The sequence below is a fragment of the Pseudoalteromonas sp. A22 genome, from assembly GCF_018141345.1.
Classification (GTDB): domain Bacteria; phylum Pseudomonadota; class Gammaproteobacteria; order Enterobacterales; family Alteromonadaceae; genus Pseudoalteromonas; species Pseudoalteromonas maricaloris.
Genome location: NZ_CP047237.1, coordinates 1,118,013 through 1,130,382 on the forward strand (window position 1 = coordinate 1,118,013; position 12,370 = coordinate 1,130,382).

The 12,370-nt window shown below is 44.2% G+C and carries 10 protein-coding genes and 1 riboswitch; of the genes, 7 read left to right on the forward strand and 3 right to left on the reverse strand.

The annotated features are described in order from the left end of the window. Positions 1–272: 272 nt before the first annotated feature. Positions 273–1,733 carry a dihydrolipoyl dehydrogenase gene (locus GSF04_RS04525; protein ID WP_211856843.1) on the forward strand — a complete coding sequence of 487 codons (1,461 nt, stop codon included), beginning with the start codon at positions 273–275 and terminating at the stop codon, positions 1,731–1,733. A gap of 44 nt (positions 1,734–1,777) precedes the next feature. On the opposite strand, the gene GSF04_RS04530 is transcribed toward GSF04_RS04525, so the two are convergent. From GSF04_RS04530 to GSF04_RS04540, 3 genes are read right to left on the reverse strand one after another with little or no spacing between them, the layout of a single operon-like run. Beyond that, positions 1,778–4,204 carry an ABC transporter permease gene (locus GSF04_RS04530; RefSeq protein ID WP_211856845.1) on the reverse strand — a complete coding sequence of 809 codons (2,427 nt, stop codon included), beginning with the start codon at positions 4,202–4,204 and terminating at the stop codon, positions 1,778–1,780. Continuing rightward, the gene (locus tag GSF04_RS04535) at positions 4,197–4,886 is read right to left on the reverse strand and encodes an ABC transporter ATP-binding protein (RefSeq protein ID WP_206473702.1); all 690 of its coding nucleotides are present in this window, start codon (positions 4,884–4,886) and stop codon (positions 4,197–4,199) included. The genes GSF04_RS04530 and GSF04_RS04535 overlap by 8 nt, the downstream gene beginning before the upstream one ends. Positions 4,887–4,908: 22 nt before the next feature. Beyond that, complete coding sequence (locus GSF04_RS04540; RefSeq protein ID WP_211856847.1) at positions 4,909–6,156, reverse strand: HlyD family efflux transporter periplasmic adaptor subunit; 1,248 nt, start codon at positions 6,154–6,156, stop codon at positions 4,909–4,911. Positions 6,157–6,331: 175 nt separating this feature from the next. Between GSF04_RS04540 and GSF04_RS04545 the strand changes: the two genes are divergently transcribed. The 6 genes from GSF04_RS04545 (at position 6,332) to GSF04_RS04570 (ending at position 12,312) form a co-directional block, all read left to right on the forward strand. Beyond that, positions 6,332–7,708: a sigma-54 dependent transcriptional regulator gene (locus GSF04_RS04545; protein WP_211856849.1), complete on the forward strand. Its 1,377-nt coding sequence runs from the start codon at positions 6,332–6,334 to the stop codon at positions 7,706–7,708. After that, the gene (locus GSF04_RS04550; protein WP_249122344.1) at positions 7,695–8,996 is read left to right on the forward strand and encodes an ATP-binding protein; all 1,302 of its coding nucleotides are present in this window, start codon (positions 7,695–7,697) and stop codon (positions 8,994–8,996) included. Before GSF04_RS04545 ends, GSF04_RS04550 begins: the two co-directional genes overlap by 14 nt. 47 nt (positions 8,997–9,043) lie before the next feature. Then, positions 9,044–9,646, forward strand: a complete 603-nt coding sequence (locus GSF04_RS04555) for an alpha-ketoglutarate-dependent dioxygenase AlkB (RefSeq protein ID WP_211856850.1) — start codon at positions 9,044–9,046, stop codon at positions 9,644–9,646. A gap of 7 nt (positions 9,647–9,653) precedes the next feature. Further along, positions 9,654–10,373, forward strand: a complete 720-nt coding sequence (locus GSF04_RS04560; protein WP_211856851.1) for a nitrilase-related carbon-nitrogen hydrolase — start codon at positions 9,654–9,656, stop codon at positions 10,371–10,373. A gap of 71 nt (positions 10,374–10,444) precedes the next feature. Beyond that, positions 10,445–10,586: riboswitch (yybP-ykoY riboswitch) on the forward strand. Between the two features lie 36 nt (positions 10,587–10,622). After that, positions 10,623–11,186 (forward strand): manganese efflux pump MntP family protein, encoded by a 564-nt coding sequence (locus GSF04_RS04565; RefSeq protein ID WP_211856852.1) that lies wholly within the window; start codon positions 10,623–10,625, stop codon positions 11,184–11,186. A 448-nt stretch (positions 11,187–11,634) separates the two neighbouring features. Continuing rightward, positions 11,635–12,312: a LiaF domain-containing protein gene (locus GSF04_RS04570; protein ID WP_211856853.1), complete on the forward strand. Its 678-nt coding sequence runs from the start codon at positions 11,635–11,637 to the stop codon at positions 12,310–12,312. Positions 12,313–12,370 lie beyond the last annotated feature (58 nt).

Genomic DNA, 12,370 nt, shown 5'->3' on the forward strand with positions numbered 1-12,370 from the left:
CATGACTTGGTGAACTTGCTCACCAAGTCAAAATGTTCCCCCTCAACACAACACGATGGCTAATAACTGACTGTCATGGGGGAGTATACCAATTTATCTTAATACTTGCTCAATTTGAAGGAGCAAATCTGACGCTAACTGCGTTAAAAATTTCTCATTTAGAACAACTAAATAGCAAAATTTTTGCCTGGCTATCGACAAGATTTTCTCGCCTCAAATAGACCTCTTAATTAAGTAAATTGGTATCACACTTTCTGATTTCGGAGCAAAAAATGAAAAAGATAAACACCGACGTAGTCGTGATTGGTGCGGGAACAGCGGGTCTCAGCGCCTATAGAAATGCCAAAAAATATACCTCAGAAGTACTGATGATTGAGTCTGGCGTATACGGCACAACGTGCGCACGGGTTGGTTGCATGCCAAGCAAGTTACTGATTGCCGCAGCTGAAGCCGCACATCAAATTGAAGTCGCACCTAAATTTGGTATTAATGTAAAACCCGCTGAAATTGACGGTAAAGCGGTTATGGCGAGAGTCAAACGTGAGCGAGATCGCTTCGTTGGCTTTGTCGTCGAAGCTGTAGACGAATTGCCTCTGCAGGATAAACTACGCGGCAGTGCAAAATTTATCAACAGCCATACGGTACAGTTGGACGACCACACTCAGATCACAGCCAAACGTTTTGTTATCGCTACAGGTTCAAGACCTAGCTACCCTGGTGCGTTTAATAATTTTGGCGACCGTTTAGTCATTAACGATAACGTTTTTGACTGGGACGATTTACCCGACTCAGTGGCCGTATTTGGCCCCGGCGTGATTGGCTTAGAACTAGGTCAAGCGCTACACCGACTTGGCGTAAAGGTCAAAGTATTTGGTGTCGGCGGTGGCCTTGGACCACTAACCGATCCAATCGTCAAAGACTATGCCACCACGGTGTTCAGTGATGAGTTTTACCTCGACACAGATGCCAAAGTATCAGATATGAAACAGGTCGGTGACAAAGCCGAGCTTACCTACATTGACAAACAAGGGAAACCACAAACCGAGCAGTTTGACTATGTGTTGGCAGCCACTGGTCGTGTGCCCAATGTTGATAACCTTGGGCTAGAAAATACCACGCTTGAACTTGATGACCGAGGCGTACCGCTAGCCGACCCACATACCATGCAATGTCTTGATGGCTCAGGGAACGCCCCGATTTTTATTGCAGGTGATGCCAGCAATCAGATCCCGCTTCTACATGAAGCCGCAGATCAAGGCACGATTGCAGGTGAAAATGCCGGTCGTTTCCCTGATGTGAGAGTGGGACTACGCCGTGCAAAGCTTGCGGCGGTATTTAGCGACCCACAAATTGCGATGGTTGGAGCAAGTTATAAAGAGCTGGAAAAGCAATATGGCAATTGCGGCTGCTTTGCCATCGGAGAGGTAAGCTTTGAAAACCAAGGCCGCAGCCGCGTGATGTTAAAAAACAAAGGCCATATGCGAGTCTACGCTGAGCAAGGCACCGGATTATTCTTAGGTGCCGAATTTGTCGGCCCTGCTGCTGAGCATATAGCGCATTTACTTGCTTGGGCGCTACAAAACAAGATGACCGTGCCGCAAATGCTCGAAATGCCTTTCTACCATCCAGTGATAGAAGAAGGCCTAAGAACGGCACTGCGAAATCTAAATGCAAACTTGAAGTTTGGCCCGGATATTATCAAGCACTGCTTGGAGTGTGGTCCTGGCGCTTAACTTATCTCAGTTCAGGCCTCATTGTGAGGCCTGTTTAGTTGCAATTACTCGTATCTTAATGATTTTACAGGTCGCGCTTGTGCGGCAACTAGCGTCAACGAGCCGACCGTTAACCAAGCAATTGCAAACGCTAAACTTGCTGCAATCAAAAATGGCACGATTGAAAGGTCAATACGATAGACAAAGTTGTTTAACCACTGCTGCATCACAAAGTACGCAAGCGGCCACGCTATCAGGTTTGCGATCATCACTTGCTTTGAGAATTCCTTGTTGATCAATATCACGATATCCATCACCGAAGCACCAAGCACTTTACGCACCCCAATCTCTTTGGTGCGCCTTTTTGTGGTAAAAGAGGCAAGACCAAATAAGCCTAAACACGCAATGAAAATCGCCAGCATAGAGAACAAATTAAACACAATGATTTCTTTGTCTTCCTGGCGATACATCTGCTCAAACTTAGTTTGTAGATAAGTCAGTTCCATTTCTTGTTCTGGTACTAGCTTGCGCCAAGTGGCCTCTATAAAGTCGCGAGTTTGCGCTGTATCACCTTTAAATTTTATCGCCATCGAATTGCCTTCATTCTCTCTTAGCAAGTGATACGTTGGGCTTATCTCTGTTTTAAGTGAAGAAAAATAGTAGTTTTGCGTCACCCCGATGATAGTCGCCATAGCGCTTGAATGGCGAGTTAATCGTACTTCAAATGTTTTACCAACAGCCTCATCAGCACTAAATCCTAAACTCTGCGCTGCCTTTTCATTAATCACAACCGAAAAACGCGGATTTGGCTCAGCCGCACTCGGCATCGCAAACTTATCGGCAGGAAAATCGCGACTAAACCCTCGGCCACTCAGTAACTTAATGTTGTAGCTGCTAAAATAATCTTCATCTACTGCCAATGTCGGCATGGTCTGCGACAATTGTGTTTTTGGATTAACCATCCCAAAAGCATCGACAATGGTCTCTGTTGGTACTGCTGAACTTGCTGTCACACTGACAATATTTGGGTGAGAGAGCAGTTGTGTTTTTAATGCGCTACGCTGTTGACTGGCGATATCTGTATAAAGACGGCTCAGCACAAAAGTATTGTCTTTGTCATAACCGAGTTCTATGGCTCTGGCGTACTTTAGTTGCTGGTTAGATACCGTGGTGGCGATAATAAGCACCACGGCGACACTAAATTGAAATACCACCAGCCCTTTACGCAGCAGCGCGCCAGATTTACCCTGTGTCACTTCTCCTTTAAGCACTTTAGCAGGTTTAAAGCGGCTTAGATAAAAGGCAGGGTATGCGCCTGAGATTAAGCCAACGAATAACCCTAACAGCAACAGCGTAGTCAACACTAACGGCTCTGAATAGAAGTCAAAACTGAGCGGCTTGCCGATAAAGCTCGCAAACAAGGGCAAACCAGCTTCAACCAGCGCCACAGCAATGATCAACGCGATATAACTCAACATCATCGCCTCAACCACAAACTGCATAACTAAATGCTGCTGTTTAGCGCCTAATGTCTTACGTACTCCCACTTCCTTTGCGCGCTTGGTTGCTGTGGCAGTCGACAAATTCATAAAGTTAACACACGCAATAAAGAGAATAAGCGCTGAAATAACACTAAACGAATAAACGGTATTGATATCACCATTTTCTTTCATTTCACCATACTGATGTGAGTGAAGGTAAATATCGGTGACAGGCATTAATTCAAAGCCAAGGGTGTCACTCGTTCCCGGGCCATAATGATTTTCTAAATAACTTGGGATTTTTGCTTCAACATCTTCACCGGTTACCCCATCCGCTAATTTAACGTAGGTGAAATAGTTAAAACTTGGGTCACGCTGCCAGCTGTTATCACCATAATAAGTGGTGGCCGTTGCCATACTGATGAGCGCAAAGACATTTAAATGGGTGCGCAGTGGCAAGTCTTTTATCACGGCACTGACCTTTAACGGTAGTTTTCCTGCCCCAAGTAAAGATTCTCCAACAACATTCGTGCGACCAAAATGGAGCATTGCAGCTGCTTGGGTTAAAACAATGGTGTTGGGAGCCTCGAGTGCAGACTGACGCTCTCCGTCAATTACATCTAAGGAGAAAAAATCGACAAAGTTGGGATCTGCGAGGAATACACCATCATGAAGAAAACTTTCCTTGCCTTGCCCAAGCGCGACACTCACTTCTCGAAAGCGAGTAGCATCTACCACTTCTTCAAAGTGTGCTTGATAGTTTTCAGCGTTAAATACTTGCCCTTGCGCATAGTATTGTTCAGGCGCACTTGGCGGCATCCATTTTACAGACGAGCGATAGATTTGCTCATGATCCTTAATAAACTTGTCGTAACCCAGCTCAGATTCAACAAAGATAGCCATACTGATACAAATAGCTAAACCAATCGCCAAACCCAAAATATTGATTGTTGAGTAGAGTTTTTGTTGCAGCAAGCTGCGGTACGCGATTAACAAGTAATTTTTAAGCACAGCGAACCTCCTGCATTTGACTCGAAACAATATGGCCATCCAAAACATGGATCGTGCGATGCGCGTAATTTGCATGGTGATCTGAGTGCGTCACCATGACTATCGTTACCCCTTCTTGGTTAAGCTGTGCTAACAGCCCCATGACTTCTTCACCATTTTTTGAGTCAAGATTACCGGTTGGTTCATCCGCAAGAATCATTTTTGGCTTTGCGACAATGGCACGCCCAACTGCAACTCTTTGCTGTTGACCACCTGAAAGTTGCTGTGGGTAATGATCTTTGCGATGCGCAATATTCACTTTTTCCAGCACGGCTGTCACACGCAGTGCTCGTTCGGCTTTAGAGATCCCCTGATAAATAAGCGGAAGCTCAACGTTCTCATACACAGTGAGCTCATCAATAAGGTTAAAACTTTGGAAGATAAAGCCAATATTGTCTTTACGAATATCAGCAAGCTGACCTTCACTTAACTGGCTGATGTCCTTGCCATCAAAAACATACTCGCCACCATCAATATGGTCTAGCATGCCGATGATATTAAGTAAGGTAGACTTACCTGACCCTGACTGTCCCATGATAGCAACGAACTCGCCACGCTCTACGGTCACCGTGACATCCTCAAGGGCGTAAGTCTCAACCAGCTCAGTACGAAAAACTTTATTTATTTTAGTTAGATGTAACATATTCTTTTGCCTTTTAATTCTATTAACGAGTCAAACTGACCGACTGCATGTCTTTAAAGCTGCTGTAACTTGAAGTGATCACTCGGTCGCCGACTGCCAGCCCATCAAGTACTTCAATATATTTGTTGTTACGCTCGCCAAAAGTCACCGATTTCTTCACCGCCACTTGGCTGCCCTGCTCTAGTACAAATACCCACTTGCCAGCGGTATCTTGATAAAATCCACCATTTGGTATTAAAGTCGCGGCTTTCGCATCTGCTAATAACAACTCCAACTGCAAACTTTGACCTCTACGAATGTCGCTGGGCAGCACACCATTAAAAGTTAAATCCACTTCAAAGCGACCATTTGACACTTCGGCATAGACCTTTGCGAGCGTTAGCTCATACGGCTTACCCTGCAGTGTTAACCTTGCGGTTTGTCCCGCATACACGCGGCCTAGGTAAAATTCATCAATTTGGGCCGACACTTTATATTCAGACACAATATCCACTTGCCCTAAACGTGAGCCTCTCGCCTTTGACGCGCCTAGTTCCGCGTCTAGCGCAGTCAATTGGCCATCCATAGGCGCTTTGATAATTAGATTTTCAAGATTTTTACGCGCAAAACCTAAGTTTTTATTAAGCTGCTCGACGCTATCTTCTAGCTGTGCAATTTGTGCCGTACGGATTTTTTCATCTTGTTGCTGCTGCTCAATAATTAACTTGCGGCGGTTTTTTAGATACTCAGTTTCATCTTCGGCCGCTTGTAGCTCATCTTTTGAAACTAAATTCCCGCTACCAAGGCGCTTGAACTGCGCAAGCTTTCGCTCACTTTGACTTACCTGAAAATCTAGCTCTAATAGGTTTCGTTTTAAGTTTAAACGGTTTTGATCTATCGCTAAGCGGGTATTGTGTAGGTTATTTAGCTGCTCTGAGATCTGCGCCTCACGGGAGATCACATCCAGCTGCAAACTGGTGTTGCTCAGTGCGAGCAGTTTGTCACCCTTTTTAACCATCGCACCTTCTTCGACGAAACGCGCTTCGACTCGTCCACCTTCGATGGCATCTAGATACACAGACTTACTCGGCATAATGCTGCCTCTAAGCGGAATAAGATCATGAAACTCGCCCTTTGTCACTGTACTTATCTTGACTTTATCCATCGCCAGATTAACACGATCCCCGCTGCTACTCGCTGCACTATCAAATGCAAAATACGCTACCACGATGACAGGTAGCGCCAGCCACCACAGCTGAAATCTTTTGTTAGGTGTTATTTTTCTGTCCATTTTGTCACTCTCTTGAGTTTAGGTTAGCCTAATAACTCAAATTGCATGCCAAAATAAAAAACAAATAAAAATCAAAAACATAAAATAGTTCTATGGAATAATGGAACAAAAGAGTGTAAAAAAATTAAACACCTAGTGTACGATATCGTACAGTTTGATGAGGAAAGGAAATGTAATGACTATCAGCGATAAGGCAATTTTAGTTGTCGACGACAACAGCGAAATTCTCGTCGCCACGAGAATGTTGCTCAAACAATATTACAAAAAAGTCGTGACGCTAGAGAGTCCCCACGATATCGCTAAAACAATGTCGGATCAGGACTTTGCTCTGATATTGCTCGATATGAACTTTACTCGAGAATCAACCTCCGGCGCCGAAGGATTCTACTGGCTAAAACAAATAAAAGCCTTGGACGAAGATGCCGTGGTTGTACTCTTCACCGCCTATGGCGACCTAACGATGGCAGTGGATGCCATCAAACTTGGCGCCAACGATTTTATCCTCAAGCCTTGGCAAAATGAAAAGCTACTCGCAACGGTTGCCAATTGCATCGAGTTGAGCGCACAACGGAAAAAGTCCAAGAAGCTCACGCAAATCGCACAAATCTCAATGGCAGCGCAAAACAAACCATTCGAGCATTTAATTGCCTCGAGTCCAGCAATGGAGCAAGTTTTTCAAACTATAGAAAAGGCCGCCAAAACCGATGCCAACGTCTTAATCTTAGGTGAAAGCGGCACTGGTAAAGAAGTCGTTGCCAGAGAGCTACATAAACAGTCTTTACGAAAAGACAATACCTTCATGTCTGTCGATATGGGCACGATCGCCAGCTCTTTGTTCGAAAGTGAATTGTTCGGCCATATGAAAGGCGCATTTACAGATGCGAAAAGCAATAAGCCAGGTCGCTTTGAACTTGCGGAATCTGGTACTTTATTTTTGGATGAAATAGCCAATATTCCGCTCGAGTTACAGGGAAAGTTACTTACTGCGATCCAAAATCGAGTGGTTACGCCAGTCGGAGGCAGCAAACAAATAGAGGTTGATCTGCGCCTTATCACCGCAACCAATATGAATTTGTATGGCATGGTGCGCGAAGGCAGTTTTCGTCAGGACTTGTTATACCGCATTAATACCGTGGAGCTCACACTTCCCGCACTACGAGATAGACCCCAAGATATTCCGCTACTTATTGAGTTTTATGCTGATCTATACAGCAAAAAATACAAGCTCCAGTGCAAAACGGTCACCGACAAAATGATGGCTGATTTAGTCAAGTATCAATGGCCCGGTAACATTCGAGAATTACAACACTTGGTTGAACGCGCTGTTATTTTATCTGACTCAACCCAATTGCAGTTTCAGCTCACCAGTCCAGGGGCAAGCTCTGAGGAGAACGCGGGATTTCTTGACACCTATAATCTCGCAGAAATAGAGCAGCACACCATAGAGCGGGCGGTTCGAGACTTTAAAGGAAATATCAGCCATGCGGCTAAAGCGCTTGGGATCACTCGAGCGTCACTGTACCGTAAAATGGAGAAGTATGATGTGGAATAATAGCCTCGTTCGCATGGCCATTTTTCAACTCGCAGCCATTTTATTCGCCACACTTGGTGTATTGGGTTTTCTCCACAGCTACGTCTTTTTGTTTAGTGGGTTATCCATTGCGATTGCAGTGCTATTCACAGTGCTGTCTATTGCCACACTGAAAAGACAAAAACAACAATTCGAAGAGGTGTTTACTGCGCTCAAGTATCAAGATGGCAGCTTTAGAATTGATAATAAGCACCCAATAAGTAAGCAAGCACTTACAACCTGTAACGAGCTTATTCAGAAAGCTCAGCAAGATAAAACTAAGCAGACAGAGCTCATCACCACATACGAAACCATGCTGCAACACATAGAAGCAGGTCTGATCCTTATCAAAAATGGCCACACCATTTTGATTTGTAATAACAGCGCAAAGCAATTGTTGGATATTCGCGGCGCAGAGTCTGGACACTCACTACTTGCAGCACACCCAGAGCTTGAACAGGCCAAAGTAGGTAGTCACATCGCCAAAGACTTACTATTTAAATATTTTACGTTTTCCAATCAAGGCAATCAGTACCAACTTTGGCTTTTCACCGCGATTTCAGAGCAGCTAGAGAGCACCCAAATCGAATCTTGGCAAAAGCTGATCCGCGTGCTTATCCATGAAATAGGAAACTCCGTCGCACCGATTTATTCACTCTCCAATACGCTAGTTAATATCACCAATAATCAGCTAGCTGAAGCGGTGACAGACCAAGAGCTCGTTGAAGACTACCTACAAAGCCTGCAAGCAATTGGTATTAGAAGCCAGTCTTTACTTGGCTTTATTGATAACTACAGAAAGCTCACGCATATTCCTGAACTTGACCTCCAACCGCTTGCGGTACAGACTTTATTTGACGACATTACACCGCTGATAAAACGCGACTTTAGGGACGCCAATATCACTCTACACTTTGACGTGACGCCCGCTGCGCTGAGCATTAATGTTGATAGAAAGATGATAGAACAAGTGCTGCTCAATCTACTAAATAACGCCAAAGATGCCATGAAACATAACAACCAAGAAAAAGTAGTGACTGTATCAGCAACGATTAATCGCTACGGCAAATGTGAGATCAACGTCGCTGATAACGGGGAAGGAATAGAACCCAGCGCACTTGATAAAATATTCGTACCATTTTTTACCACAAAACCTCATGGCTCAGGAATTGGACTTGCACTCAGCCAACAAATTATCCATCGCCACAAAGGGCGGATCAGCGCAACCTCTGAAGTAGGAAAAGGGAGCTGCTTTAGTGTCTTGCTTTAGTGCTGTTCTTTTTGTTAAAGAAAAATAGCAACAACAAGGAATTAGTCATGAAACTTCCACTTATCGATAACGCCGAGGCAGAGTATATTCCAGCGTTTCTTACCAAGGCAGAAAGCCACTCACTGTATCAGTGGTTAATCAAGCACTGTGATTTATCTCAGCCTGAAATCATCACCTTGCCTAACGGTGAAAATACAGAGATTAGACCCTGGAAAATGATGTTTGTAGAGCCAAGGCTCGAAGATCCAGCGGTATTTCCTAGCTATCATGGTAGACGCCAAACTTGGCCTGATTTGATTGCATCAATACAGCAGCGATTACAGACTCAAATAGGTATCGAATTTAGCGTCTGTGTCTGTATTTTTTATCCAGATGGTGAGGAGTATATGGACTTTCACAGTGATCTGTCCGCATTTGGGCCAACTAATGTTATCGCTTCTCTGAGCTTAGGTGCCGAGCGCTTGTTTCAAGTTCGTCATCAAGAAAATCCCGATGAGCAATTTGAACAGCAGCTAGAAGACGGTTCGTTATTCATCATGGGAAATGGCTTTCAAACGCAGTTCCAACATGCCGTACCTCCTGCACCTAAAGAGATTGGTGCTAGATTCAATCTGACCTTTAGGCAGTTTGCTTGGCCCAATATTACGTAGGTGAACGATGAAAGTGGGGTTTTATCAATTTGCAGTCAACTATGGCGACCCTCAATGCAACTGGACAACCATAGAAAAAACCTTATCAAAGGCTGACTTTGATCTCATCGTCTTACCCGAATTATGTACTTCAGGTAGCCTCTTTCTTTGCCATACTCATATGGAGGAAATGGCAGAGGAGTTATCCGACAGCACGACTATCAGCCTGCTTCAATCTATCGCACAACAACAACACGGTACTATCATCGCTGGCATCATTGAGAAGGCAGGCTGTGAGCACTTTAATAGTGCGGCTATAGTGGGTCCAGAAGGGATTGTTGGCGTACATCGTAAGGTTTTTTTAGCACCGCCCGATAAGCGCTTTTTTCAATCAGGTAATGCATTCAAAGTGCACGAAGTAATGGGTATTAAAGTGGGTATTTTATTATGTTACGACATCTGGTTTGAAGAGGGGCTGATGCAACTCACCGAGCAGGGCGTACAGCTCATTGTGAACCCTTCAAATTATTGTGGCGAAGACAGCCTTGATACCATAATAAAACAAGCCAAGAAGTATAAAGTCCATATTATTTCAGCCAATCGCCTAGGAATGGACCACAGCAATGGCACGGGAATTCAATTTATCGGCCAAAGCCTTCTTGTGAACCCTAATGGCGAGGTACTTATACTCGGTGATGCAAAGGAGCAGCTTATCACAACCGAAATAGACTGCTTTGCCCCGTCATAAAGGTAACGAGAATTATCACCGTCAGGAGCTGCTCAATTTTGGTTTTGCATCCACTGCAATTCTTGATATTATCGCAACTCGTTGGGGAGTAGCCTGCTTCCAATGCTCGGAAGAGTTCGTATCAACATAATTGGCCAAAATGCCATGGTGCGGACACCTCTCGGTTGGCGAGACCATCGATATATCCATGCCTGTGGTCGGGCGTGTGGATGTATCGTGGACTCAAATCGCCCGACCGGAGCAATGTAAATGAATTTCGTCACCCTGCTACTGTTAGCATACGCCATGTCTACCGATGCGTTTGCCGCGGCAATCGGTAAAGGCGCCAGCCTAAAATCACCTCGGCTTACCGAAGCCATAAAAATCGGCCTTATTTTTGGGATTATTGAAGCCAGTACACCGCTAATTGGCTGGTTAATAGGACAATCTGCAGCTGGCTATGTCGAGGCTTGGGATCATTGGATTGCGTTTATCTTATTGTTAGGACTTGGCGCTCATATAATTTATGAGAGCCTTAAGGGTGATGACGATGCACCAACGCAACACGCAAAGCAGCCTTGGTTAAAAACCATTATCACAGCGTTTGGCACTAGCATTGATGCAATGGCTGTCGGTGTCAGTCTCGCATTTGTTGATGTGAATATATGGCTCGCCGCTGCGCTCATTGGCCTTGCCACCACCATGATGGTAACAATTGGGGTGATGATTGGGCATTCGGCAGGAAAGTTTCTTGGTAGTCGAGCTGAAACCTTTGGTGGGTTGACCTTAATCTGTGTGGGAACTTGGTTGCTATATAGCCATCTTTCGATTTAATCTGACTTGCAAAAAGAGCGGTATATTTACCGCTCGCTTACTTATCCCTTTGCGTTAGGGCTAATGGCTTTTAAGCCTTTTTAATCGCTTTTTTCAGCTTTTTGATTTTCGCTTCATGCTTTTCAATCTTTGCTTTACGCGCTTTCAGCTCTTTTTTAAGCGCTTTAACATCGCCTTTCTTCGCCATAACTAATCTCCTTTGGTTGTTTTGCGAACACCTACTACCATAGCAAAGTGACTGACAATATCAAACTACACCTGCGCTACTGCGTTACCTGCCATCTAATAGTGGTAATTTTGACCAAATACTATTTTGTATAACTAAATATTAGCAAATAAATAGAGTAAGTTGATATTACAAAATACTAACCATTTGTTTTATATGTAATTTAATATTGGCTTGGTTGTTGCTACTCTAACCACAAATCAAGAGAACGGAACCAACCATATGTCTGTACCATTAAAAGATAGACCTCTCGAATCCGTCAGGGAAGAGGTGATTGACCAGTTAATTCTAAATTACAGCCACGGTGAGCTTTCGGCTGATGCATTCGAGAGACGATTGGATAAAGCATACGATCTGAACGAACAAGAACAAATTGCAGCACTTAGTGCTGATTTACCGCTCAAGTCGGATGCAAGATATCACAGCGAAAAAGCCGCTCGTTTGGGTCCAAAATTTACCTCCAGCGTAGATGGTGCTGAGGCAATAAGCATTACCTCTATACTTAGTTCCAACCATCGCAGTGGCGAGTGGGTCGTACCTAAAGAGATCCACCTAAAAAACTACCTTGGCAGCTTGGAACTAGATTTTAGCAACGCAATTTTTAGTCACCCTGAAGTACATATTTATATAGATTGCATTTTAGGCAGTGACGAAATTTTTGTACCAGACACGGTCGATGTCGTCACCGATATTCGTAATATTATGGGTTCAGTAGAAAACACAAGAAACACGCTTGCATCTGCAGGGCAGGTGAAACAGCGTCCACGAATTTATATTCACGGCAGAATGATTTTGGGTAGCATTGAAGTTAGTGTAAAGCGCTCGATGAAAGCGCAAATAAAGCAATTTGCCGACGGCCTTAAATCCCTATTTGGTGACGGCACGAAATCCAAAAGCTAAAGCTTAATAAAAAACCCCTTGGTTCAGGGGTTTTTTATTATCCAAATAGCAGAGTAAA

What these genes read in the sequence shown, in the direction of transcription:
- GSF04_RS04525 (WP_211856843.1), top strand. Translation starts at nt 273, where the DNA reads ATGAAAAAGATAAACACCGACGTAGTCGTGATTGGTGCGGGAACAGCG.
- GSF04_RS04535 (WP_206473702.1), bottom strand. Translation starts at nt 4,886, where the DNA reads ATGTTACATCTAACTAAAATAAATAAAGTTTTTCGTACTGAGCTGGTT.
- GSF04_RS04540 (WP_211856847.1), bottom strand. Translation starts at nt 6,156, where the DNA reads ATGGACAGAAAAATAACACCTAACAAAAGATTTCAGCTGTGGTGGCTG.
- GSF04_RS04545 (WP_211856849.1), top strand. Translation starts at nt 6,332, where the DNA reads ATGACTATCAGCGATAAGGCAATTTTAGTTGTCGACGACAACAGCGAA.
- GSF04_RS04550 (WP_249122344.1), top strand. Translation starts at nt 7,695, where the DNA reads ATGATGTGGAATAATAGCCTCGTTCGCATGGCCATTTTTCAACTCGCA.
- GSF04_RS04555 (WP_211856850.1), top strand. Translation starts at nt 9,044, where the DNA reads ATGAAACTTCCACTTATCGATAACGCCGAGGCAGAGTATATTCCAGCG.
- GSF04_RS04560 (WP_211856851.1), top strand. Translation starts at nt 9,654, where the DNA reads ATGAAAGTGGGGTTTTATCAATTTGCAGTCAACTATGGCGACCCTCAA.
- GSF04_RS04565 (WP_211856852.1), top strand. Translation starts at nt 10,623, where the DNA reads ATGAATTTCGTCACCCTGCTACTGTTAGCATACGCCATGTCTACCGAT.
- GSF04_RS04570 (WP_211856853.1), top strand. Translation starts at nt 11,635, where the DNA reads ATGTCTGTACCATTAAAAGATAGACCTCTCGAATCCGTCAGGGAAGAG.